Origin of the sequence: Pseudomonas sp. RIT288 (genome assembly GCF_000631985.1) — a bacterium.
In the GTDB taxonomy this organism is placed as follows: domain Bacteria; phylum Pseudomonadota; class Gammaproteobacteria; order Pseudomonadales; family Pseudomonadaceae; genus Aquipseudomonas.
Window position 1 is genome coordinate 154,138 of sequence record NZ_JFYN01000042.1, and the last position, 24,393, is coordinate 178,530.

At 59.6% G+C, this 24,393-nt stretch carries 23 protein-coding genes; 12 read left to right on the top strand and 11 right to left on the bottom strand.

What is annotated here, in order from left to right:
- Positions 1 to 214 precede the first annotated feature (214 nt).
- Both BW33_RS24145 and BW33_RS24150 read left to right on the top strand, forming a co-directional pair.
- Entirely contained in the window at positions 215 to 1,579 is a 1,365-nt protein-coding gene (locus BW33_RS24145; protein WP_047601718.1) for a glutamine synthetase family protein, read from the top strand.
- Positions 1,580 to 1,728: 149 nt separating this feature from the next.
- Entirely contained in the window at positions 1,729 to 3,012 is a 1,284-nt protein-coding gene (locus BW33_RS24150) for an NAD(P)/FAD-dependent oxidoreductase (RefSeq protein ID WP_047602025.1), read from the top strand.
- Between the two features lie 104 nt (positions 3,013 to 3,116).
- Here the strand turns inward: BW33_RS24150 and BW33_RS24155 are convergent, their stop codons facing one another.
- Together BW33_RS24155 and BW33_RS24160 are read right to left on the bottom strand one after the other, a co-directional pair.
- Complete coding sequence (locus BW33_RS24155) at positions 3,117 to 3,902, bottom strand: DeoR/GlpR family DNA-binding transcription regulator (RefSeq protein ID WP_047601719.1); 786 nt, start codon at positions 3,900 to 3,902, stop codon at positions 3,117 to 3,119.
- Between the two features lie 252 nt (positions 3,903 to 4,154).
- A complete protein-coding gene (locus tag BW33_RS24160) occupies positions 4,155 to 5,048 on the bottom strand; it encodes a LysR family transcriptional regulator (RefSeq protein ID WP_177327525.1) in 894 nt (297 codons plus the stop codon).
- 84 nt (positions 5,049 to 5,132) lie between these two features.
- On the opposite strand from BW33_RS24160, the gene BW33_RS24165 reads away from it, so the two are divergent.
- On the top strand, positions 5,133 to 5,909 hold the full coding sequence (locus BW33_RS24165; protein ID WP_047601721.1) for an NAD(P)H-dependent oxidoreductase: 777 nt from the start codon (positions 5,133 to 5,135) through the stop codon (positions 5,907 to 5,909).
- 89 nt (positions 5,910 to 5,998) lie between these two features.
- Here BW33_RS24165 and BW33_RS24170 read toward each other — a convergent pair whose 3' ends face one another.
- Entirely contained in the window at positions 5,999 to 6,517 is a 519-nt protein-coding gene (locus BW33_RS24170) for a transporter suffix domain-containing protein (protein WP_047601723.1), read from the bottom strand.
- 130 nt (positions 6,518 to 6,647) lie between these two features.
- Here BW33_RS24170 and BW33_RS24175 point away from each other — a divergent pair, with 130 nt between their 5' ends.
- Genes BW33_RS24175 through BW33_RS24185 form a run of 3 tightly spaced genes read left to right on the top strand, consistent with a single transcriptional unit; the run spans position 6,648 to position 10,333 of the window.
- A complete protein-coding gene (locus BW33_RS24175) occupies positions 6,648 to 8,201 on the top strand; it encodes an efflux transporter outer membrane subunit (protein WP_236645234.1) in 1,554 nt (517 codons plus the stop codon).
- Positions 8,194 to 9,324 (top strand): HlyD family secretion protein, encoded by a 1,131-nt coding sequence (locus BW33_RS24180; RefSeq protein WP_047601725.1) that lies wholly within the window; start codon positions 8,194 to 8,196, stop codon positions 9,322 to 9,324. The genes BW33_RS24175 and BW33_RS24180 overlap by 8 nt, the downstream gene beginning before the upstream one ends.
- A complete protein-coding gene (locus BW33_RS24185; protein WP_047601728.1) occupies positions 9,314 to 10,333 on the top strand; it encodes a DUF2955 domain-containing protein in 1,020 nt (339 codons plus the stop codon). The genes BW33_RS24180 and BW33_RS24185 overlap by 11 nt, the downstream gene beginning before the upstream one ends.
- Here the strand turns inward: BW33_RS24185 and BW33_RS24190 are convergent, their stop codons facing one another.
- The 3 genes from BW33_RS24190 to BW33_RS24200 form a co-directional block, all read right to left on the bottom strand.
- The gene (locus BW33_RS24190; RefSeq protein ID WP_047601731.1) at positions 10,334 to 11,353 is read right to left on the bottom strand and encodes an AbrB family transcriptional regulator; all 1,020 of its coding nucleotides are present in this window, start codon (positions 11,351 to 11,353) and stop codon (positions 10,334 to 10,336) included.
- 141 nt (positions 11,354 to 11,494) lie between these two features.
- Positions 11,495 to 11,917: an HD domain-containing protein gene (locus BW33_RS24195; RefSeq protein ID WP_047601732.1), complete on the bottom strand. Its 423-nt coding sequence runs from the start codon at positions 11,915 to 11,917 to the stop codon at positions 11,495 to 11,497.
- A 15-nt stretch (positions 11,918 to 11,932) separates the two neighbouring features.
- Positions 11,933 to 12,313 carry a hypothetical protein gene (locus BW33_RS24200; protein WP_047601734.1) on the bottom strand — a complete coding sequence of 127 codons (381 nt, stop codon included), beginning with the start codon at positions 12,311 to 12,313 and terminating at the stop codon, positions 11,933 to 11,935.
- Positions 12,314 to 12,577: 264 nt separating this feature from the next.
- Here BW33_RS24200 and BW33_RS24205 point away from each other — a divergent pair, with 264 nt between their 5' ends.
- Both BW33_RS24205 and BW33_RS24210 read left to right on the top strand, forming a co-directional pair.
- Complete coding sequence (locus BW33_RS24205; protein WP_047601736.1) at positions 12,578 to 13,198, top strand: hypothetical protein; 621 nt, start codon at positions 12,578 to 12,580, stop codon at positions 13,196 to 13,198.
- Between the two features lie 125 nt (positions 13,199 to 13,323).
- A complete protein-coding gene (locus BW33_RS24210) occupies positions 13,324 to 13,755 on the top strand; it encodes a hypothetical protein (RefSeq protein ID WP_047601738.1) in 432 nt (143 codons plus the stop codon).
- Between the two features lie 77 nt (positions 13,756 to 13,832).
- Here BW33_RS24210 and BW33_RS24215 read toward each other — a convergent pair whose 3' ends face one another.
- Complete coding sequence (locus BW33_RS24215) at positions 13,833 to 14,117, bottom strand: hypothetical protein (protein WP_047601740.1); 285 nt, start codon at positions 14,115 to 14,117, stop codon at positions 13,833 to 13,835.
- Between the two features lie 339 nt (positions 14,118 to 14,456).
- On the opposite strand from BW33_RS24215, the gene BW33_RS24220 reads away from it, so the two are divergent.
- Both BW33_RS24220 and BW33_RS24225 read left to right on the top strand, forming a co-directional pair.
- A complete protein-coding gene (locus BW33_RS24220; RefSeq protein WP_047601742.1) occupies positions 14,457 to 14,957 on the top strand; it encodes an Hcp family type VI secretion system effector in 501 nt (166 codons plus the stop codon).
- Positions 14,950 to 15,633: a DUF4225 domain-containing protein gene (locus BW33_RS24225; RefSeq protein WP_047601744.1), complete on the top strand. Its 684-nt coding sequence runs from the start codon at positions 14,950 to 14,952 to the stop codon at positions 15,631 to 15,633. Before BW33_RS24220 ends, BW33_RS24225 begins: the two co-directional genes overlap by 8 nt.
- 708 nt (positions 15,634 to 16,341) lie before the next feature.
- Here BW33_RS24225 and BW33_RS24235 read toward each other — a convergent pair.
- The 4 genes from BW33_RS24235 to BW33_RS24250 all read right to left on the bottom strand — a co-directional run bounded on the left by BW33_RS24235 (position 16,342) and on the right by BW33_RS24250 (position 21,831).
- A complete protein-coding gene (locus BW33_RS24235; RefSeq protein WP_003226097.1) occupies positions 16,342 to 16,890 on the bottom strand; it encodes a cupin domain-containing protein in 549 nt (182 codons plus the stop codon).
- A gap of 554 nt (positions 16,891 to 17,444) precedes the next feature.
- Complete coding sequence (locus tag BW33_RS24240) at positions 17,445 to 18,728, bottom strand: NAD(P)/FAD-dependent oxidoreductase (RefSeq protein WP_047601749.1); 1,284 nt, start codon at positions 18,726 to 18,728, stop codon at positions 17,445 to 17,447.
- A 51-nt stretch (positions 18,729 to 18,779) separates the two neighbouring features.
- Entirely contained in the window at positions 18,780 to 20,270 is a 1,491-nt protein-coding gene (locus tag BW33_RS24245) for an aldehyde dehydrogenase (protein WP_047601751.1), read from the bottom strand.
- Positions 20,271 to 20,454: 184 nt separating this feature from the next.
- A complete protein-coding gene (locus BW33_RS24250) occupies positions 20,455 to 21,831 on the bottom strand; it encodes a glutamine synthetase family protein (protein WP_047601753.1) in 1,377 nt (458 codons plus the stop codon).
- Between the two features lie 282 nt (positions 21,832 to 22,113).
- On the opposite strand from BW33_RS24250, the gene BW33_RS24255 reads away from it, so the two are divergent.
- Positions 22,114 to 22,875, top strand: a complete 762-nt coding sequence (locus BW33_RS24255) for a gamma-glutamyl-gamma-aminobutyrate hydrolase family protein (protein WP_047601754.1) — start codon at positions 22,114 to 22,116, stop codon at positions 22,873 to 22,875.
- 349 nt (positions 22,876 to 23,224) lie between these two features.
- Positions 23,225 to 24,367, top strand: coding sequence for a polyamine ABC transporter ATP-binding protein (gene potA / locus BW33_RS24260; RefSeq protein WP_047293495.1), 1,143 nt, complete (start codon positions 23,225 to 23,227; stop codon positions 24,365 to 24,367).
- Positions 24,368 to 24,393: the final 26 nt, after the last annotated feature.

Consider the following 24,393-nt stretch of genomic DNA (forward strand, 5'->3'; position numbering starts at 1 on the left):
GGCGAGGGAGCTTGCTCCCGCCGGACTGCGTAGCAGTCCCCTGCCTTTGAATCAAAAGCGAGAGCCGCTTCGCGCCTCAGCGGGAGCAAGCTCCCTCGCCACAGGGTTCTGGGTCATGTCTGACTGATCTCCATTTGATATCCCTGCCGGGACGCGCGCCATGCGTCCGGCCCGATTCTGCGCGCCTGTGCGGCGCCATCGTGAGTGATTGACCATGAAATTCGCAGCCATCGAAGACGCACGCCTGTTCCTGGAACAGAACCCCGATATCGACATGATCGAGCTGTTCATCCTCGACGCCAACGGCGTGCCACGCGGCAAGCTGCTGCACCGCGAAGAACTGCTGGCGGTCTACGAAAGCGGTCGCCCGCTGCCCAGCACCATCCTCGGCCTGACCGTGCAGGGCGAGGACGTGGAAAACTCAGGTCTGGTGTGGGACGTCGGTGACATCGACTGCCGCGCCTACCCGCTCGAAGGCAGTCTGGTGCGCCTGCCGTGGCGGCAGATTCCGACCGCTGCGGTGCAGGTCAGCATGCACCCGAGCGAGGGTCTGCCGGCGAGCATCGCCGACCCGCGTCACCTGTTGATCAAAGTGATCGACGGTCTCAAGGCCCAAGGTTATCACCCGGTGATGGCGTGCGAGCTGGAGTTCTATCTGCTCGACGCCAAACGCGATCACAACGGCCGTCCGCAACCGGCGCTGGACGCCGACGGTGGCCGACCGCGACACACTCAGGTCTACGGTTTGCGTGAACTGGAGCAGATCGAACCGTTCCTCGCCGACCTCTACAGCGCCTGCAAACTGCACGGCATTCCGGCGCGCACGGCGATCTCGGAGTACGCCCCGGGCCAGGTGGAAATCACCCTCGAACATGGCGACGCGTTACTCGCGATGGATCAGGCGGTGCGCTACAAACGTCTGGTCAAAGCCGTGGCGCACAAGCACGGCATGCAAGCGACGTTCATGGCCAAGCCGTTCGATGATCTGGCCGGCACCGGCATGCACATGCACGTCAGCCTTGCTGATGGCGAGGGCCACAATCTGTTCGCTTCCGAAGACCCGGCGGGCACCCCGCTGCTGCGCACGGCAATTGGCGGCATGCTCGCTTCGCTGCTCGATACGCTGCTGCTGTTCTGCCCCAACGCCAACTCCTACCGGCGTTTTCAAGCCAACAGCTATGCGCCATTGGCGCCGACCTGGGGCGTCGACAACCGCACCGTCAGCCTGCGCGTACCGGGCGGCCCGGCCAATACCCGGCACATCGAACACCGCATCTGCGGCGCCGACGCCAACCCGTATCTGGCGGCGGCAGCGATTCTCGCCGGGATCCATCGTGGCATTCGCGAGAACCTGGACCCGGGCGCACCGGTCGAGGGCAACGGCTATGCGCAGGCCAAGGAATTGCTGCCAACCGATTGGCTGACGTCGCTGCAGGCGCTGGAGAGTTCCGCGTGGGCACGGGATGCCTTGGGGCAGGAATTTCTCGGGGTGTATCTGGCGGTGAAACGCGCCGAGTACCGGCAGTTCATGGCCGAGGTGGGTGAGCAGGATTGGCGTTGGTATCTGACCGAAGCCTGAACCCTCCCTCCTGATCTCCTGTGGGAGCGAGCCTGCTCGCGAAAGCGCTGTGTCAGTCACTTGATAGGTTGAATGTGACGACGCCTTCGCGAGCAGGCTCGCGCCTACAGGGGACCGCGTACAACCGAAGAATTTGTGTGGACACCGACATGACCCAACGCTGCAATTCCTACTACACCGCCACCCTCAATCAGGACACCGACTACCCGCCCCTGCAGGGCCGGCACCAGGTCGATGTGGTGATCATCGGCGGCGGTTTCACCGGCGTTGCCACCGCCGTCGAACTCGCCGAAAAAGGCCTGAAAGTCGCCATTGTCGAGAGCCACAAGATCGGCTGGGGCGCTACCGGACGCAATGGCGGACAAGTCACCGGCAGCCTCTCCGGCGACGGCGCGATGCGTAAACAGATGCGCCCGAAACTCGGCGGTGAAGTCGACGATTTCATCTGGCACCTGCGCTGGCGCGGGCATCAAATCATCCAGCAGCGCGTGGCGAAATACGGCATTCAGTGCGATCTCAAGCACGGTCATCTGCACGCCGCTTACAAGCCGAGCCACATGGACGGTCTGCGCAACGATTACGAGGAAGCCGTGCGCCGCGGACTGGGCGACGAGGTCAGCCTGCTCGACCGCAGTCAGGTGCGCGACCTGCTGCAAAGCGACCTCTACCATGGCGCGATCAAGAACACTCGCAACATGCACCTGCACCCGCTCAACCTGTGCCTCGGCGAAGCGCGGGCGGCGGAAAGTCTTGGCGCCTTGATCTTCGAGAACAGTGAGGTGCTGGAAATCATTCACGGCAAGAGCCCGGGCGTGCGCACCGCCCACGGCCAGATTGATGCCAATCAGGTGATGCTCGCCGGCGACGTCTATCACAAGCTCGAACCGGGCCAGCTCAAGGGCAAGATTTTCCCGGCCATGGGCGGCATCGTCACCACCGCGCCGCTGGGTGATCTGGCGCGGCAGATCAACCCCGAAGACCTCGCGGTGTACGACTGCCGTTTCGTCCTCGACTACTACCGCCTCACGGCCGACGGGCGCCTGCTGTTCGGCGGCGGCGCGAACTACAGCGGCAAGGATTCACGGGACATCGCCGCCGAACTGCGCCCGTGCATCGAGCAGACCTTCCCGGCCCTCAAAGGGGTGCAGATCGATTACCAGTGGAGCTGCGCAATGGGCATCGTGATCAACCGCATCCCGCAACTGGGCAAGCTCTCGGACAACGTCTGGTATTGCCAGGGCTACTCGGGACACGGCATCGCGACGACGCACATCATGGGCGAAATCATGAGCCGCGCGATCACCGGGCAGATGGAACAGTTCGACACCTTTGCGCAGTGCCAGCACATTCGGGTGCCGATGGGGGATTTGCTGGGCAATCCGTTGCTGGCGGCGGGGATGTGGTATTACCAGATGCTCGAAAAATTGCGTTGATCGGGCTCGCCCTATCGCGAGCAGGCTCACTCCTACAAGGGGAACGCATTCCAACTGTAGGAGTGAGCCTGCTCGCGATGAGGCAATCGGCATCACTACAAATCTCAGTCGGGCAACTGCTCCACCACAATCCCCAAGCGCCGATAATCCTCGACACTCCCCGACGCCACATGCTGCTCGGTAATCAGCGTATGCAGGCGTGTACACGCCGCCACCACAAACGGCTCCACCGCGCCGAGCTTGTCCGCCGTGGTCACCGCAATCACCCGCGCCGCGCTGTCGAGCAGCGCCTGTTTCACCGGCACTTCGTCGAAGTGCAGCGAGGTGATGCCCACTTCCGGGTGAATCGCACAGACCCCGGTAAACGCCAGATCCGCCTTGATCCCGGCCAGCATGCGTACCGCCTCGTGTCCACTGGACGACATCGTGCGTGGGTTCAGTTGCCCGCCCGCCAGAATCACTTTCACGCCCTGGTATTCGGACAAGGCAATCGCCGTCATCGGCGCGGCGGTCACTGCGGTGATCTGGACATCCGCGCGCAACGAGCGCGCCACCTGCAACGCGGTCGAGCCGGAATCGAACAGCACAATCTGCCCGTCCTCGACCTTTTGCGCCGCCAACTGCGCCAGACGCACCTTCACCTCATCAGTCTCTTCCAGTCGGGTGAAATAATCCTTGCCGCTGTCCTTGGGCCTTGGCAGCGCCCCGCCATGCACGCGCTGCACCAGCCCGGCGTGGTCCAGTTCGGCGAGGTCGCGGCGGATGGTGTCTTCGGACACAGCGAAGTGCTGGCTCAACTCCGAGGCCATGACCTTGCCGTCGCGTTCGAGGATCAGGAGGATTTTCTGCCGGCGCAGGGACGGCAGTTCGGTGACCGAATGATCGTGCATGGTTTTGCCTGTTTATGCTTGTAATTGCAGGTTTTGCCGAGACTAGCGAAAGCCCTGAACAAACACAAACCAGCGGGTATCAATTGTTTCGATCATTGGAATCAACAAGCCGAATTTTTTCTTTGCATTCAGCCTGTTCAGAATGGCCTCACTTTAAAAAGGCTCAGGATGAACAGCTGATGAATCTCAATTTTGCGTTTGCGTGCATGATCGTGGTGTCTTTTGCGATTGCTCTGGGCCACGCCTGATCCGTCACACCGACGCCGCCAGATGCTCACGCAACCATTTGTGTGCCGGATCGCGATGCGCGCGCTCGCCCCAGAACATCGCCATTTCGTAGCCCGGCACCTGCAGCGGCGCGTCGACCACCTGCAACGCCGGGTTGTCGCGCACCAAGCGTGACGGCAGCATCGCCACCAGATCGGTGCTCGCCAGCACCGACATCACCATCAGGAAATGCGGCACCGACAGCACCACCTTGCGTGACAGGCCGACCTCGGCCAACGCCTTGTCAGTCACTCCGAAAAAGCCCCCGCCCTCACGCGACACCATCACGTGTTCCAGCGCACAGAACTGTTCGCGGGTCGGTTTACGCTTCAACCCCGGATGGCCGAGGCGACCGGCCAACACGTAATGCTCGGTGAACAGCACCCGCTGATGCAGATCCAGCGGCGCGTCTTCGGTGATGTGCAGCGCCAGGTCAAACACGCCCTGCTCCACCTGCCTGGCCAACTGCGCCGGCATCAGATCGAGCACCGCCAGCCGCGTGCCCGGCGCCTGAAGGCGCATACCGCTGAGCGCTGGCAGCACCACCGTCGATTCGCCGTAATCCGTCGCCGCAACTTTCCAGATGTGGCGGGCCTGCGCCGGATCGAAGGCGCTGGCCGGCGCCACCGCGCGTTCCAGTGCTTCCAGCGCCTCGCGCAACGGCTCGCGCAATTCATCGGCCCGCGCCGTCGGCCGCATCCCCCGTGGCCCGGGCAGCAACAGCGGATCGCCGAAGATCTCGCGCAGCTTGGCCAGATGCACACTCACCGACGGCTGCGACAGGCTCAAGCGCTCTGCGGCGCGGGTTACGTTGTGTTCTGCCAACAACACGTCTAGGGTCAACAGCAAGTTGATATCCAGACGTCGTAAATTATTCATGGCTATACCTGACATATCAGACATTCATTTCCAATATACCGATCAAGGATTGATCCTGCCTGCATTCAACCAAGGAGTTGCAACATGAATGTGTTACTGGTCTACGCCCACCCCGAACCCACGTCGCTCAACGGCTCGCTCAGGGACTTCACCGTCCAGCGTCTGCAAGCCGCCGGTCACACCGTGCAGGTCTCCGACCTGTATGCGATGAACTGGAAAACCACGATCGACGCCGATGACGCCCCCGGTCGCGATGAAAGCCGGCCATTCCACGCCTCGATCGATTCGAAACTGGCTTACCAACAGGGCCGGCAGTCCGCTGACATCGCCCGTGAGCAGGAAAAACTGCTGTGGGCCGACGCGCTGATCCTGCAGTTCCCGCTGTGGTGGTTCACCATGCCGGCCATCCTCAAGGGCTGGGTCGAACGCGTGTACGCCTACGGGTTTGCCTACGGTGTCGGCGAACACTCCGATGCACGCTGGGGTGAGCGCTACGGCGAGGGCAAGATGAAAGGTAAACGCGCGATGCTGCTGGTCACCACCGGAGGCTGGGATTCGCACTACAGTACGCGCGGGATCAACGGGCCGATAGATGATCTGCTGTTTCCGATTCAGCACGGCGTTCTGTTCTACCCCGGTTTCGACGTGGTGCCGCCCTTCATGGTGTACCGCGCCAGCCGCATGGATCAAGCGCGGTTTGCCGAGACCTGCGAGGCGCTGGGCACGCGTCTGGATGAGTTGTGGAGCACGCGGCCGATTGCGTATCGACAGCAGAATGCCGGGGATTACGAGATTCCGGCGTTGACGCTCAAGGATGATGTCGCTCCGGGTGAAGCAGGCTTCGCCGCGCATTTGCGTTGATGCCCGGAAAAGATCGCAGCCTTCGGCAGCGCCTACACAGGAATCAGGTTTTCCCTGTAGGAGCTGCCAAAGGCTGCGATCTTTTGCTTTCAGACAGACACCACCCGCGCCGTGCGCACAAACAGCGCATGCGCCTTGTCCCAGAAGTTTCCGCCGAGCACAAAGAAACTGCCGATGAACATCAGGTCACCCAGCAGTTGCAGCTGCCAAAGATTGGGGCGCAATCCCGGCCAGAAGTTATCGAAATACGGTTCCAGAAACGCCGTCAGCAGCGGCAGCCAGAACATCACCACGCCGATCCGGTGCCGCATTGGCCCGACCTGATCGACCGGGGTCGGAATGATCCCCGACACGTAGCTGCCGATCTTGCGCTTGAGTTCGGCAAACCCGGCCTTGCCCATCACCGCGATCACCAACAGCAACAGCACCTTGTTGCTGATAAACAGCACCCCGGTCAACGCCGCGACTTTCGAGCCGGGTACATCGAGGCTGGCGGCAAGCGGCACCATCAGCCACGAGCCGAGCATCACGCAAATGATTGCCACGCCGGCCTTGAAGCGCCAGGTAGCAGGGGTGGTCGGTACAACCGAATCCTGTGAGGTGTCCATGGTTTCGTACCTTTTGATCGAGGGCCCGGGTGGTTGAGGAGCGCTTGAAAAGCGTAGCAGCAGAATCGCCCGATCAACCTGCCATCTGCCGTCTATGCTCCAGTGATATTTGCGACCCGGGACACGCGCAATGCCTGCAACCACCGCCCTGCTGACGCGGCCCGGCCACCTGTTGTTGCTCGGTGCCTTGAGTTTGAGCGGTTGCGTACGTCTGGGGCCGGATTTCCAGCCGCCGGGCGAGGCCTGGAGCAAGCAATGGCACAGCGCCGCGCTGGAGCAGGCCAGTGAACGCGCCGACCAACCGGACCTGCGCCAGTGGTGGCAAGTGTTCGCCGACCCGGTGCTCGACCGCCTGATCGCCGAAGCCGATGCGCACAACAGCAGCCTGAAAATCGCCGGGCTGCGAGTGCTCGAGGCCCGCGCGCAACTGGGCATCGCCGAAAGCGCCCGCTATCCGCAACTGCAGCAGTTGGGCGTCGACAGCCTTTACGTCGACCGTCATCAGTCCGGTGGCAACAACCCGCAGAACCGTCAATTCTGGCAACACAGCGCAGCGTTCGATGTCGGCTGGGAGCTGGATTTCTGGGGCCGTTTCAGCCGCGCCATCGAGTCGTCCGATGCGAGCTACTTCGCCGCCCAGGCCAACTACGAAGACGCTCTGGTGTTGCTGCGAGCGCAAGTCGCCGACACCTATTTTCTGCTGCGCACCACCGAAGCGCGGCTGCGGGTCGCCCGGGAAAACGCCGCCCAGCAGAAACGCAATTTCGAGATCACCGAAAAACTGTTCAACAGCGGCCAGACCGCCGAACTCGATCTGCAACAGGCGAAAACCCAGTACCTGGGCACTCTGAGCAGCATTCCGGCATTCGAAGATCAGTTGCTGCGCACGCGCAACGCGCTGGCGGTACTGGTCGGTCAGCCGCCCGGTGGCGCGGCGCTGCTGGCTGAGCAGGCGGGGCTGATTCCGCTGGTCGATCGCGCGGTGTTGCAAGACGTCCCGGCCAACCTGTTGCTGCGCCGCCCCGATGTGCGAGCGGCAGAACTGAACGTGGCTGCACAATCAGCGCTGGTCGGGGTCGCCGAAACCGATCTGTATCCGTCGCTGACCTTGCTCGGCAGCATCGTCTGGTCCACCGACACCCTCAGCGCCACCCCACGCAGCCTCGACCTGATCGGCGGCCCGAGCCTGCGCTGGAACCTCTTCGATTACGGGCGGATCCGCAACAACATCCGCGTGCAGGACGCGCGTCTGCAGCAACTGATCGAAGCCTACCGCGACAAGGTGCGCCAGGCCGCGCGCGAGGCCGACGATGCCGCCAGTGGCCTGAGCAAAGCGCTGCAGCGCGAACGCATTCTGCGCGAGGCCGAAGGCGCGGCGCGGCGTTCGCTGGTGCTGGCCAACACGCAATACCGCGAAGGTTATTCGGACTTTCAACGGGTGCTCGACGCTCAGCGTGCGCTGCTGGAGTTGCAAGACAACTATCTGGTCAGCCGCAGCGACGCGGTGAGCAACCTGATCGCCCTGTACAAAGCCCTCGGTGGCGGCTGGCAAAGCAATGCACCACAAGTCGATGAGCCTACCCGGCAACAGATGCAGCAACGCACCCACTGGGGCGACTTGCTCAACGCACCGCCCACCCCACCGGCGTATCCCCTTCCACCGCAGGTAAGTCGCCATGACTGACGTCGCGCCTCCAGCGCCCGCCCCAGCCCCCGCCCCGGTTCAACCTGACCCGGCGAAAAAAAGCATCCGTTGGGTGCTGCTGTTGATCGTGTTGAGCCTGGCGTGGTACCTGCTGGCCGACCGCTACACGCCCTACACCCAGCAGGCGCGGGTCGGCGCATTCGTGATTCCGGTGGCGGCGGAAGTCGCGGGGCGGGTGATCAAGGTCAACGTGCGCAACAATCAGGACGTGAAGGCCGGCGATATCCTGTTTGAACTCGATCCGCAGCCGCTGCAGATTGCCGTCGACCGAGCCCGGGCCGATCTGGAAAACGCCCGTCGCACAGTTGGCGCCAGCACCGCAGGCATCGCTTCGGCCCAGGCGTCGCTGCGTGCAGCCCAAGCCGATGAACTCAAGGCGCGCCAGGACAATCGCCGGCTTGAAGGCTTGTACAAAGAAGATCCGGGCACGGTGTCCGTACGACTTCTTGAAGTGTCCCGGGCCAACCATACAGCGGCGGTCAGCAAGGTCGCCGCCGCCCGGGCCGAAGTGCTGCGTGCCCAGGAACAGGAAGGCGGCAACACCGACACCAACGCCAAACTGCTCAGCGCCGCCGCCACGCTGGCCAAGGCCGAACTCGATCTGGCCAACACGCGCATCGGCGCACGCTCGGCCGGTTTGATTACCGACCTGCGCACCGACGTCGGCCAGTTCGCGGCTGCCGGCAGTCCGGTGATGACACTGATCGCCATCCACGACGTATGGATCAGCGCCGACCTGACTGAAAACAATCTCGGTCGTGTGCAACCCGGAACCCCGGTCGCCATCGTCCTTGACGCACTGCCCGGTGAAGTCCTCGACGGTCGCGTGCGCAGCGTCGGTTATGGCGTGAGCGTCGGCCAGACACCCGCGCCCGGCACCTTGCCAAGCATTCAGAACAGCCGCGACTGGCTGCGTCCGGCACAGCGTTTTCCAGTGATCATCGAGTTCAGCGAAGAGGCGAAAAAGCGTCTGTTCGACAGTCGCGCGATCCGCGCTGGCGGCCAGGCGGAAGTCATGGCCTTCCCCACCGAGGGCAATCTGCTCAACCCATTGGGGCGGTTGTTTGTCGGTCTGATGAGTTGGCTGTCGTATGCCTACTGAGCGCAGCGTGCCGGCGCAACGGGCCTTGCGTCTGGCGTTCGGCACGGCGCTGTGCACCGCTGCCAGTTATGGTTTCGCGTTGCCGCTGCCGTTCATCTCGCCAGTGCTGGCGGTTTTGCTGCTGGCCAGCCTGCCACGCCCCTTACCGCTGAAAGGCGCGTTGGCACTCGCGCTGGTGGCCGCGCTCACCACCAGCATCGGCCTGCTGCTGGTGCCGTTACTGCGTTACTACCCGCTAAGCGGCGTGTTGCTGATCGGCCTCGGTCTGTTTCTGGTGTTCCGCTTCGGCCTGCGCGGCGGCAACCCACTGATCATGATGTTTCTGGTGATCGGCATGACCATGATCTCCGCCGCTGGTTTTGCCGAGTTCGATCTGGCGATGGCGGTGATTGGTGCGCTGGTCAAAGGCCTGTTGCTGGCGGTTGCGGTGGTCGGGCTCAGCCATGCACTGTTTCCGGAACGCCCCGACAGCCCCGCCGCGCCGAAACCACCCGCCATGCCAGCCGAAGACGTACCCCGCGTGGCCCTGCGCGCCACGCTGATCGTGCTACCGACCTTTTTGCTGGCCCTGAGCGACCCGGCGAGCTACCTGCCGATCATCCTCAAAGCCGTCAGCCTCGGCCAGCAAACCTCCACCACCCAGACCCACCACGCCGGCCGCGAACTGCTCGGCTCGACGCTCCTGGCCGGCGTGTTGGCGGTGCTGCTGTGGTGCGGCTTGAGCCTGTTCGTGCACCTGTGGATGTTCTTTCTGTGGACGCTGCTGTTCGGCCTGTGGCTGGCACGCAAACTCTTTCGCCTGAGCCCGACGCCATTCAGCCCCGGGTTCTGGATCAACACATTCATCACCATGATCATCCTGCTCGGTCAATCGGTGCAGGACAGCGCGGCGGGCAAGGACGTGTACAGCGCGTTTGCGGTACGCATGGGGCTGTTTATTCTGGTGACGCTGTACGGCACGTTGATGATGCATGTGCTGGAGGCGCACCGGCCCCGCATCAAGGCGTAATCAGCTTTGTTCCCGCGCCCGCCGCACCTGCACCAACAACGCTGGCGCAAAATGCAGCAGCACCATCCGCGCCAGATGGTGAGTGAGGATGAACACCACGTTCAGGCCACCGGCGAAGGCGACAATCGCGATCGTCTCGATCGCGCCCGGCATGTACGCGAGCCACAGCGACAACGGATCACTGTTCAGCCAGCGCGCCGCCACTTCGGCAAATGCCGCCGCCACCACGATCATCAAGCCAACCGATACCAACGCCGTGCGGCCATGCCGCCCCAGCTCCGCGAGGCCGAGTCCCTGAAAGCGCGAGCCGATCCGCACGCCCAGAATCAGCGCCGCCAGGTTCAGGCTCCAGTCCGGCATGTGGAAGCCGTGCAGCCATCCCGATTTCACAAACACCGCCGTCAGCAGAATCGCCGTCAACATGAACGGCGCCGGCACGCCGATCACCAACAGCAGTCGCCCGATGACGATGCTCAAGCCGATCAGCGCCAGCACGGTCAACGCCATGCCCGTACTCAACGGAGCGTTTTCAACCACTGCCACCGAGGCCTGCCCGGGAATCAAAAAGCTCACCAGCAGCGTGATCAACAGCAAGCGCATCAGGTGCACGATGATGACCTTGCTCGAGGCCTTTTCCGACTCCAGCAAATCGAACACCGCCGCCAATGCACCGGGGTACACCGCCAACAGCGCATCGGTGCGATTCCAGCCAGCGCCGCGGGTCAGCCACCATCCGGCGAGGGCGATCTGTACGATCAGGCATATCAGCAGGACGCCGAGGCTTGGCAACATCGCCGAAGCCGTCGCACTGTCCCACGCTTCGAACATCAGCCCGGTGGCGATGCCCAGCGTGACCTGGATATAGCCCAGGCCATAAGGGGTTGCCGGGGCAAAACCGCTGCGCGTGGTGACCAGCGCGGTGACAAGGATCGCCCCCAGCAACAGGCCATGAGGAACACCGCTGACCTGCAACGCAGCGCCAACAGAGGCCGCGATCAACAAACACAGAATCGATTTCATATTCGCCTTCCTGGCTATTTCCCTGAGGCATTCCACTCCCCTGTAGGAGCTGCCGCAGGCTGCGATCTTTTGATTTTGTTTTTTAGGATCAAGATCAAAAGATCGCAGCCTGCGGCAGCTCCTACAGGGGAACGTGGTGATTTATGAGCGCAACCGTCCGATCGCCCGGCGATATTTCTCGACCCGTTCCAGATCCTCCCAACTCGGCGAGGCAATCCGCGACAGGTCGCTGTTCTCTTCCAGATCCGCCAGTTTCACCACCCGGCCAATCGGGTTCTGCGCCGCGCGCTCGACGAAATCCTCGTAGGACTCACCGGGCACTTTGGTCACCGATGCAATCGCCGTCAGCACCTCTTCGCTGAAGCCTTCCTTGCGCAAATCATCGAGGCTGATACCGCAATCCTCGACCACATCGTGCAGCACGGCGACGATGCGTTCCTCCAGGGTGCTCATGCGCAACATGACTTTCAGGGGATGCAGAATGTACGGCGCACCGCCCTTGTCGACCTGCCCGGCGTGCGCGGTGGCAGCGAGGGCGATAGCGCGTTCGAGTGTCTGGGTCATGGGGATTCCCTCGGGTTAGATGCCGTAACGGCCGCCAACGTGGATGTTGCGTTTGAGCCAGTTGCCGATCGCTTTCAAGCGCCCCACTGGCTGGGAATGTTGCTCAAGAAGCATGGACACCAATGACGTCTGATCCGTCCCCGGATACGCATCGATCAATTGCGCGACCCACGCACAATCGGCTTTCTTCAGATGTTCACGCCACTCGCCAGGCCAGCCATCCAGCTCATCTAGCGCCAACCACCGAGCCCCGCCCTGATTTGCATGCCCACCGCCAATCGATTGCTCGAAGCAGAATGGCGTCCCCGGTCGGGACAGGTCAAAGCAGAAAATGTAGATGTCTTGAGTAGGGTGCTGTGGCGTGGGGGCGTTGTTGCGGCTGCCGATTTCGATCATGCGCGGTTCCGTCCGTGGGTGAGGCTTGACAACTTGTTTCGCAGTCTACGTCGTGGTGCCGATGGGGGAAACCTCTGGCGATGAGATGTAGACGGACAACTGAAATGGTTCAACCCACCCTCTTTTGTGTAACATTTCCAAAACAGCGTATTTACAAGGATGTTCACCGTGTCAGGAAAACCTGCTGCTCGAGTTACTGATCCAACCTCCTCGTAGTACTTGGTGCTCCTTGGCTAACTGAATATACGCAGGAGCGAGAACAGAATGAGCCTTATCGAAAAACTAATTTCGCTGATAAAACCAGAACCTAGGCAAGAGCAAATAGCCGGGTACAGCAAACAAGAGCTTAAAAGCTTGTTTTCTCGGCCTTTAGCTCAGACCAACTTACCCGTTCAGCCTCCCACTACTTCATTGGAAAGCGCTGATATCTGCGCATTTTTTTCGCAGTTCCTAATCGAACCTAATGATTTGGTTGAATTTGAATCACTCGTCGAATCTCACTTCAGAAAAAACACTGAAAGAACCTTCAATGATCTTCCGGTATTTGAATACGACCGCGCATTGAGTGGAGACCGACTGATATTCTTCGCATCTACTAGAGAATTCAACTCTGTCACGATTCGCTTGATAACTAACAGCCTTGACTTTCTAACGATGCTTAACCGCAAAAAATTTGCGGTTCCTCCACCATGGTTTGCTTTTGAAGGCTACGAGCCTTCTTGGTGGGGAGGCAGCATGCAAGGTGCTCAAGAATATTACGACAACAATTATTTTTTCAGTTTTTTCACTCAATTGAGCGACATTGAAAAGCAATCTTATTATTCGAGGTTTCGCGCAACTGATGAGTGGATCGAAAGATTAGAGTTAATGTACGACACCGAGTGAGTTGAACAGGAGCACCTTCGCGTACTCTCACCGGAATGGTTGATGGAACCTTCCGAGACTAGCCAATCTCCAAACAATAAACGCCCCGCTCACGATCAAACATGGGGCCATGGGAGAGTTCCGCGATGAACATCCGACTGTTGCTCCTGATCGCTACCTTCAGCGTCATCCCCACCTGCGTCATGGCCGAGGGCTGCGACGTCCAGACCCAATCCTCCAGCGCTTCGGTGCCAGCGGTGGAAACCCACAGCTGCTACGAATACGAAGGCATGCCCGTCAGCTCCATCGACTGGTCGTGCAGCAATGAAAGCAAAGACATGCTCAGCAGCACTAAAACCAAGGTCGAACACTGCGCCGACCACTATCAGGCCACGTGTATCGCCACGATCACCCAGGAATCCCTGGCCAACCCGCACTCCACCAGCAAAGACAAAAATGCCAAGGCGCTGAACATCCCTGACAACGCCCAAGTGACCACGTATTACTACGACGTAGAGCATTTGGCCCAGGCGCGAATTGATTGTGAGAATGGTGGTGGGCATTGGAAGGCAAAGTAAGCGTTTGAGATCGGTGTTTGCGACAGGCAAAGAAAAGCCCGGCTCAAAAGACCGGGCTTTTTAGTGCGCGACATCCGTTAACCACCGCCGTTACCCCCACTGCTGCTACCGGACGGTTGACCTGCAGGGCTGGGCTTGGAAGCAGAAGGCACCGGCCCATTGTCGGTCTTGCCACCATCACCACCTTTAGGCAGCGAATTGGCGTCCGGATCGGCATTGGTGGCAGGGGACGCCGGGTCGCGAGTCTGGCTGTTGCCGTCGTTCGCCGTTGGGGTCGGCGTTTCGCCGGCCGCGATCGCATACAGCGAACTGCCGGACAGCAACGCCGCGAGGGTTAACACCGCGATTTTATGGTTCAGCATGGTGGCTCTTCCTTTGCTGGGTGAGTTACAGCATTGGAAGAAGGGGTGTGGCGAACGTGCGGTGCGCCAGACGAATGGTTATTCCCTGAAAGACTCGCGCAATTTCGATATCTGAAAACTTCGTAGGAAAACACATCATGTGGCGAGGGAGCTTGCTCCCGCTCGGCTCCAAAACCGGCCATAACCTTGCAGCACTTCAGAACATTCACTTCTTGACTTCTAACGCCCCTGTAAGACGCGTCTGAGTTTCAAAAACAACGAAACTCTGCCTCTCGGCCTTGGCTTGAGTTGACAGTTACTCTGCAGACAAGACTAATTTCCTAATAAAGCAGAACATCCATGGCCAATCACAGTTACATGACTATCACCGGAAACCGACAAGGACTGATCTCCGACGGATGTTCCGACACTAGTTCAATCGGCAACAAATGCCAGTTGGGCCACCTGGATGAAATCATGGTGCTGGCCTACTCACACAACATGACCGCCGGCAATAACGGTGGCGTTGGCGCCGACCGAGGCCAACACCTGCCAATCATGATTACCAAGAATATCGACAAATCCTCCCCGCTTCTGTCCGCCGCTCTTCACGAGCGCGAAGTGCTGGAATGCACAATATTTTTCTACCGAACCTCGCTCGCCGGCACCCAAGACAAATATTTCAAAATCCACATAACCGGCGCCAAAGTCGCCCACATCAATCTTCAAGTTCCCCATGCCATTCACCTCAATGACGCACAACCACAGGAACTGGTGTCGTTCACTTATCGCGAAATCAGTTGGACGCACATTCAGGCGGGCACGTTCGGCTACAGCACGTGGGGAAATGACGATGAATGAGGATTCGTGTGACATCAACGACGTTACCCGCGCCGCGTCGGAGCTGGTCGCGTTCGGCTGCCAGATCGGCGCCACGCAGTTGTACGACAGTTTTAGCCAGCTCAAATTTGGCGAAATAGTGTCGTCTTATGCGAATGAGATTATTCGAGCGGTTGATGAAGGTGTCATTAGTGCCAAGCAAGGATTGCAGGAACTCAGGGACGAGTATTCAGAGCTTTCTGCCAAGTCCATGTTTTATTTTCAGAATGGGCTGAGCATCGCTGCGGGAAGCATGCAACTTCAGGCTGGCGCCTTAGCGATTGGTGCCACCCGAGGCAAGGCTGGCGTTACGGGCATTGCCTTAATCGGGCACGGCGTCAACAACATTTACGAGGGTGTGGGAAACATTTACAACGGCTCTGACAAACCAAGTGTTGTGGGCCCCATCAGGATGGGTTATCAGAAAGTTTTCGGCATCAGCAACGGTGATTTTACCTATTACACCGTAGATCTCTATCTGTCTATTCGAGGCATGATACATCTCGTCCGAAAGCCAGATTCGGTGCAATTTTTCAATAGAGACCCTATAAACTACGAACGGGCCCACAAGCAAATGGGAATACCAACCTTAGCATTCGAAGCTTTAACTGACAGCTTCACGCTAAACTCAATTAAAGAATCAAGCCTTGAAAAGTAATCACACAACCGGCCCACTAACAGCGAGAGCGAAACGAACGCTGAAAAAAGCTTAAATAGCAAAACACTCCAAAAAACAATACGAACAGAAAAAACACTATCACCCAGTACGAAACACCATTGAAAAAATCGAACCCCATCACAAAAGGAACAAAATAAATGGCCAATATCATAGACATAAAACTCATTTCGATTAACACCCATCGTAAATTATAGTGCTTTTTTTCGATCTTTCTCCCATCGAGCATATTGCGAGGCGATGGAACAGAAAAAGCAAAACCATACAAAGCAAATAGAACAAAAACAACCAAAATCACTACCCAGCCCAAGTCCTCCTCAAGCTCTATAAACTGACCAATACAGTTTACGACCATTACACTCCAGAAAAACGAAGAAGCAAGAATTAGACAATAAACACGAAAAAAACGCTGAAAATCTTTTAATTGCACAACCCGCCCCCCTCACATAGCTATAACACCAACAATCAAGCTCTACAGACAATCAAGAATGACGTCCGATCATTTACCACGCAATGTAAACATGCCAGAAGAGCCATAACATTCTTAGCCTCGTATCATCACGCACCAACTCAGAACCTTCCTACAAATAAAAACCCTGCCCCCTACAAACTTTTCATCCACGAAAAAAAACCGACACCCAATAAAAGATGTCGGATTTATTTACAACGTACGCCTTATCTAAACAACGATCAGAAGTTAGCCGGCGTATTCGCACTGATAATCTCAGCCTCATCCGCCCCAATATTCCGGAACTTATGCGGCAGTGTCGTCGGAAAATAATACCCATCCCCCGCATTCAACACGCTCACCTGGCCATCCACGGTCAACTCCACCGTGCCACGGGTTACCAACCCACACTCCTCGCCTTCCGCATGCACAATCGGCTCTTCCCCGGAACTGGCACCCGGTGCGTATTGTTCGCGCAGCAGGCGCATCTGGCGGCTTGGCACTGAAGCGCCGATCAGCAGCAGACGCAGGCCGTGGCGGCCGAGGTCGGGTTGTTCGTTGGCGCGGAAGACGTATTGGTGTTCGCGCGGGGGCTGGTCGAAGGTGAAGAAGTCGGCCAGGGACATCGGGATGCCTTCGAGCAGCTTTTTCAGCGAGCTGACGGAAGGACTGACACGATTCTGTTCGATCAGGGAGATGGTGGCATTGGTCACGCCGCTACGCCGGGCCAGCTCGCGCTGGGAGAGTTTGTAGCTTTCGCGTACTAGTTTGAGTCGAGAACCCGTATCCATGACAGCCTTATGTGAGAACGACTTAAGGGCGATGGGGGTGGGTGGCGGGTGACGCGCCGAGGGCGCGGATCACGTTGCTCCCGTGTCCCGGAACCGTGAAAGGCGGCTATTAAATCACGTTTGCAGGTGTTGCTCAGCAGGTTCGATGGACGGTGGAGCAAAAGTCCTTGTTGCCTTGGTAATACAGTCACTGTAGGAGCGAGCCTGCTCGCGAAAGCGGTGTGTCAGTCGACATGGAGGTTGGTTGATATGGCCTCTTCGCGAGCAGGCTCGCTCCTACAGTTGGAGCTCTTTTGTGTCAGTTGGCTTTGTGAAGTTTGTCAGGCCGTCATCGCTGGCAAGCCAGACTCCCGCAGGGTTCGCGGTGTTTCTGTGGGAGTGATGATGCCTGTACTGGCGCCATTGCGAGCAGGCTCACTCCTACAGTGGGCACGTTGGTGTTTCTGTGGGATTGAGGGTGCCTCATCGCTGGCAGGCCAGCTCCCACATTTTGAGCTTTGGTGTTTCAGGTAAAAAACCGGCGGGGTCCTGGGGGCCGCCGCCGGGGAGGTAACCTAGATGCCGAAGCGATCGCGCAGCGAGTAGTAGACGGCGCCGAGGGCGGTCAATGGGGCGGAGAAGGTGCGGCCGCCGATCATTGGCATGTGAGGCAGCGAGGCGAAGGCGTCGAAGCGTTCGGCGTCGCCGCGGATCATTTCCGAGATCAGTTTGCCGGCCAGGTGCGAGCAGGTGACGCCGTGACCGCTGTAGCCCTGCATGTAGTAGGCGTTTTTCTCGATGCGACCGAACTGCGGCATGCGTGACATGGTCAGCAGGAAGTTGCCGGTCCAGCGGTAGTCGATTTTCACGTCCTTGAGCTGCGGGAAGGTCTTGAGGATCTTCGGCCGGATCAGTTGTTCGATGTCGTCCGGTTCCCGCGCGCCGTAGACCACGCCGCCGCCGTACAGCAGGCGGTTGTCGGCGGTCAGACGGTAGTAATCCAGCAGGTAGTTGCAGTCTTCGACGCAATAGTTGTTGGTGATCAGGCTGCGTGCCTGCTTCTCGGTCAGCGGTTCGGTGACGACGATCTGCGAGCCGCACGGCATGCTTTTCGCGGTCACACGGTTGTCCAGACCTTGCGGCAGGTAGGCGTTGCCGGCGATCAGCAGGTACTTGGCGCGCACCTGGCCTGTGGCGGTGCGCACCACGTTAGGCTCGCCGTATTTGATTTCCACGGCAGCCGACTGCTCGTAGATCTTGCCGCCCAGACGCACGATGGCCGCGGCTTCACCGAGGGCCAGGTTCAGCGGGTGAACGTGGCCGCCCTGCAGGTCCAGCAGGCCGCCAACGTAGGCGTCGGAGCCGATTTCGCGACGAATGTCAGCGGCGTCGAGCATCTTCAGGTTCTTGTTGCCGTAACGCTCCCAACTGCGCTTCTGCTCGGCCAGACCGTTGAGCTGTTTCTTGTTCATCGCTGCGAAAATGCCGCCCGGGCGGTAGTCGCATTTGATGTCGTATTCCTTGATGCGCGAACGGATGATGTCGGCGCCCTCGAAGATCATGCTGCCGAGGATTTGCGCGGTCTTGTCGCCGTAGCGCTCTTCGATCACATCGACGTCGCGACTGTAGGAATTGACCAGTTGCCCGCCATTGCGACCGCTGGCGCCATAGCCGACTTTCGCCGCTTCCAGCACCGTGACTTTATAACCGGCTTCGGTGAGGAACAGTGCCGAGGACAGGCCGGTGTAGCCGGCGCCAATGATGCAGACATCACACTCGACCGACTCTTCAAGGGTCGGGAAGTCGATGACTTCGTTGCGCGTGGCGGCGTAGTAGCTGTTGACGTGTTGTTGTTTCATTTTATTGTTCTCCGAGGGTCGCCCATCAAAGGCGACCACCGCTGTAGAAAATCAGAGCTTGATCCAGGTCGCTTTCAGCTCGGTGTACTTGTCGAACGCGTGCAGCGATTTGTCGCGACCGTTGCCCGACTGTTTGAAGCCACCGAACGGTGCAGTCATGTCGCCGCCGTCGTACTGGTTGACCCACACGCTGCCGGCACGCAGGCCACGGGCGAAGGTGTGCGCTTTGCTCAGGTTGCTGGTCCAGACGCCGGCAGCGAGGCCGAAGATGCTGTCATTGGCGATCTGCAGCGCCTCTTCAACGGTGTCGAAGGTGATCAGCGACAGCACCGGGCCGAAGATTTCTTCGCGGGCGATAGTCATCGCATTGGTCACGCCATCGAAGATCGCCGGTTGCACATACAAGCCACCGGTTTCTTCGAGGGTGCGCTGGCCGCCGGCAATCAGCTCGGCACCCTGCTCACGGCCGAGGCTGATATAGCGCAGCACGTTGTCCAGTTGACGCTGATCCACCACCGCGCCGACGGTGGTCGCAGGATCGAGGGCATGTCCCGGTTTCCACGCTTGCAGCGCTTCTACCAGCAGCGGAATGAATTGCTCGCGGATCGAACGCTCAACCAGCAAACGCGAACCGGCGGTGCAGACTTCGCCCTGGTTGAAGGCGATGGCGCCGGCCGCAGCCTGGGCTGCCGCGCGCAAGTCCGGGGCGTCGACAAACACCACGTTCGGGCTCTTGCCACCGGCTTCGAGCCAGACGCGTTTCATGTTGCTTTGCCCGGCATAAATCATCAGCTGTTTGGCAATCGCCGTGGAACCAGTGAAGGCCAGCACGTCGACGTCCATGTGCAGCGCCAGCGCCTTGCCGACGGTGTGGCCGAAGCCCGGCAACACGTTGAACACGCCTTTCGGAATACCCGCGTCCAGCGCGAGCTGGGCGATGCGGATAGCGGTCAGCGGCGACTTTTCCGATGGTTTGAGAATGAACGAGTTACCCGCCGCCAGCGCAGGGGCGAACTTCCAACTGGCCATGATCAGCGGGAAGTTCCACGGCACGATCGCGGCGACTACGCCGGATGGCTCGCGGGTCACCAGGCCGAGTTGGTCGTGCGGGGTGGGGGCGACTTCGTCGTAGATCTTGTCGATCGCTTCGGCGCTCCAGCGGATCGCGTTGGCGGTCGCCGGGATGTCGATGCTCATCGAGTCGCTGATCGGTTTACCCATGTCGAGGGTTTCCAGCAGCGCCAGTTCTTCCTGGTGTTGCAGGATCAGATCGGCGAAGCGGATCAGGATGCGTTTGCGCTCGGCCGGGGCCTTGCGCGCCCACACGCCGGAGTTGAACGACTGACGGGCGACTTCGACGGCGAGGTTGGCGTCGGCTTCATCGGTGCTGGCCACGGAGGCGAGGAAACGGCCGTCGACGGGGCTCAGGCATTCGAAGGTAGCGCCGCTGATCGCCGGACGGTATTCACCGTTGATGAACGCGCGGGATTCGATGCTCAGGGACTGGAAGCGTTGTTCCCAGTCGTTGCGGGTGGTGGTCATTGTTGTGGCTCGACAAGGGGATTGGGGGGGGCGATCTGGTAATACGATCCCCTGTAGGAGCTGCCGCAGGCTGCGATCTTTTGATCTTGTTTTTCCAGGATCAAGATCAAAAAGATCGCAACCTTCGGCAGCTCCTGCAGGGAATGGTGGTGAGACAGTCACCAGCCATTACGGCGGATGGTCGTTACACCGTATGCAGATACCAGTTGTACTCAAGATCGGAGATCGAGTTCTCGAACTCGGCCAGCTCGCTTTCCTTGCACGCGACGAATACGTCGATGTACATCGGGTCGATGTACTTGGCCATGACTTCGCTGTCGTCCAGCTCGCGCAACGCGTCGCGCAGGTTGTTCGGCAGGCTCTGTTCGTTCTGCTCGTAGCTGTTGCCTTCAACCGGCGAGCCTGGCTCGATCTGGTTGGTCAGACCGTGGTGAATACCGGCCAGCACCGAAGCCATCAGCAGGTACGGGTTGGCGTCGGCGCCCGCCACGCGGTGCTCGATGCGCACGGCGTCGGCCGAACCGGTCGGCACACGTACCGCCACGGTGCGGTTGTCGATGCCCCAGCTCGGCGAATTCGGCACGTAGAACTGCGCGCCGAAACGACGGTACGAGTTGACGTTCGGGCAAAGGAAAGCCATTTGCGCAGGCAGGGTCTCCAGCACACCGCCGATCGCATGTCGCAGCGCGGCGTTCTGCTCGGGATCCTCGCTGGCGAAGATGTTGTTGCCTTCTTTGTCCAGGATCGAAATGTGTACGTGCAGGCCGTTGCCCGCCTGGCCCGGATACGGCTTGGCCATGAAGGTGGTGTCCATCTCGTGGTCATAGGCGATGTTCTTCACCAGACGCTTGAGCAGCACCGCGTAGTCGCAGGCCTTGATCGGGTCGGAGACGTGATGCAGGTTGACTTCGAACTGCGCCGGGGCGCTTTCCTTGACGATCGCGTCAGCCGGGATGCCCTGCTCTTTCGCGCCTTCAAGGATGTCTTGCAGGCAGTCGACGTATTCATCGAGATCGTCGATCAGGTACACCTGAGTCGACACCGGGCGCTTGCCGGAGACTGGCGAACGTGGCGACTGCGGACGGCCGTTCACGTTGTCCTGGTCGATCAGGTAGAACTCCAGTTCGAACGCGGCGCAGATGGTCAGGCCCAGTTCGTCGAACTTGCGCACCACGTTGGCCAGCACTTCACGCGGGTCGGCGAAGAACGGCTCGCCTTCGATCTCGTGCATGGTCATCAGCAGTTGTGCGGTTGGGCGCTTCTGCCACGGCTCGATGCTCAGGGTGCCCGGAATCGGGTAGCAGATGCGGTCGGCGTCGCCGATGTCCAGACCCAGGCCGGTGCTTTCCACCGTGGAGCCATTGATGTCGAGAGCGAAGAGCGAGGCCGGCAGGTTGATGCCTTTCTCGTAAACCTTGTGAAGACTGGTGCGCTCGATGCGCTTGCCGCGCACCACACCGTTCATATCCGCAATCAGAAGGTCGACGTACAAAACCTCAGGATGTTTCTTAAGGAATGCGTTTGCTTCGTTGAGTTGAACGGCACGCAGAGGGACCGACATGATGCACCTATTTAGCTGTTAATTATTATGTTCACCGCTGTTTCGCCGAGCCAGTCAATCCGAAAGGCAAAGTGAAGTCAATAGCGAACAGCTGGCCGCTCAGCGTTTATTTTTCGGGCTTTTTTTAACACTCGAGTGCCAATGCAGGCGCCATAAGGCCTGAAATCATGAAGATTGCATGAGCGGCGTTTAGAATTTTTTACATGGCAGTTGTTAATTAAAATCAACGAGGCTAAGCTCCGGAAAAGCTCGTTCAAGTGTCAAACTTCGAGGTGAATAAAAATGGCATTCAAGCCATTGATCGGCGTTACTGCGTGCGTCAAACAGATTGGCCTGCACCCCTATCACATCAGCGGCGACAAGTACGTACGTGCTGTCAGCGTTGGCGCTCAGGGTCTTCCAGTGGTCATTCCTTCCCTTGGCAAACTGACTGAAATCGAAGACCTGCTCGGTCAACTCGATGGTCTGTTGCTGACCGGCTCGCCCTCGAACGTGGAACCCTTCCACTATCAAGGCCCGGACAGCGAACCCGGTACGGATCACGATCCGGCGCGGGACGCCACCACCCTTCCTTTATTACGTGCAGCCATCGCGGCGGGCGTTCCGGTACTCGGCATTTGCCGTGGCTTTCAGGAAATGAACGTGGCGTTCGGCGGCAGCCTGCACCAGAAGGTGCACGAGCTGCCGGGCATGCTCGATCACCGTGAAGCCGATAGCCCGGACGTGGCCGTGCAGTACGCACCGGCACATGCCGTGAGCGTGCTGGCGGGTGGCGTGTTCGAAGCGCTGGCGTTGCCGGGCGAGTTCCAGGTCAACTCGATTCACAGCCAGGGCATCGACCGCCTCGCGCCCGGCCTGCGTGCCGAAGCGGTGGCGCCGGACGGCCTGATCGAGGCGATCTCGGTTGAGCACAGCCCGACCTTCGCCCTCGGCGTGCAATGGCATCCGGAATGGCAGGTGCTGGACAACCCGAACTACCTGAAGATTTTCCAGGCGTTCGGCGAGGCCTGCCGGCAACGTGCGGCGCGACGCAACCAGCGCTGATTCAACCCAGGATTTCAAAACTGTTTACTGCCCCCACGGGGTCGGCGGCGGCGCGTGCGCGCATCCGTCATCCGTGAAAACAACAAACCGTAATAACAACAAGTACGACCCAGGCAGCCAGGACGGCGGCGCCGACCAGGTCAGGGTAACCCGCAGCAAATGCGATCCCTGTAGGAGCTGCCGAAGGCTGCGATCTTTTGATTTTGTTTTTCAGAATCAAGATCAAAAGATCGCAGCCTTCGGCAGCTCCTACAGGGGCCATGTGTGGCGAGGACAGTTTTCCCTGGCTTGCAATCCACTTAAGCCCGGCCACGTTGGCCGAGCGAACGAAACCTGTTGGGAGTTTCACATGGCAAACGCCTCCAGCACTTACCGGAAGGCACTTGAAGGTCACCAGCAACCGAAAAAGGTTCTGGTGAAAGTCGATCGTGTCACCAAGAAGTTCGACGAAACCACGGCAGTGGACGATGTGTCCCTGGAGATCCATCAGGGCGAAATCTTTGCCCTGCTCGGCGGCTCCGGTTCGGGCAAATCGACCCTGCTGCGCATGCTCGCCGGTTTCGAGCGGCCGACTGAAGGGCGGATTCTGCTCGACGGCGTGGACATCACCGACATGCCGCCGTACGAGCGGCCGATCAACATGATGTTCCAGTCCTACGCGCTGTTCCCGCACATGACCGTGGCGCAGAACATCGCCTTCGGCCTCAAGCAGGACCGTTTGCCGGCCAGCGAAATCGACGCCCGCGTCGAAGAGATGCTGCGCCTGGTGCACATGACCCAATACGCCAGACGCAAACCCCATCAGTTGTCCGGCGGTCAGCGTCAGCGCGTCGCTCTCGCCCGCTCCCTGGCGAAACGTCCAAAGCTGTTGCTGCTCGACGAGCCGATGGGCGCGCTGGATAAAAAGCTGCGTTCGCAGATGCAACTGGAACTGGTCGAGATCATCGAACGCGTTGGCGTGACCTGCGTGATGGTGACTCACGATCAGGAAGAAGCCATGACCATGGCTGAGCGCATCGCGATCATGCACCTCGGCTGGATCGCCCAGATCGGCAGCCCTGTCGACATCTATGAAGCGCCGGTCAGCCGCATGGTCTGCGAATTCATCGGCAACGTGAACGCCTTCGACGGCACCGTGGTGGAAGACCTTGAAGGTCACGCGATCATCCACAGCCCGGACCTGCAGCAGAAGATCTACGTCGGCCACGGCGTCAGCACTTCAGTGCAGGACAAGTCGATCACCTACGCGATCCGCCCGGAAAAAATGCTCGTCAGCACGCTCAAGCCAGAGACCCGCTACAACTGGTCCGAAGGCAAAGTGCATGACATCGCCTACCTCGGCGGCCACTCGGTGTTCTACGTCGAACTGCCGGGCGGCAAGATCGTCCAGTCGTTCATGGCCAACGCCGAACGCCGCGGCGCGCGTCCGACCTGGGACGACAAGGTCTACGTGTGGTGGGAAGACGACAGCGGCGTGGTACTGCGCTCATGAGAACCTTCAATCAGCAATTCCTGCGC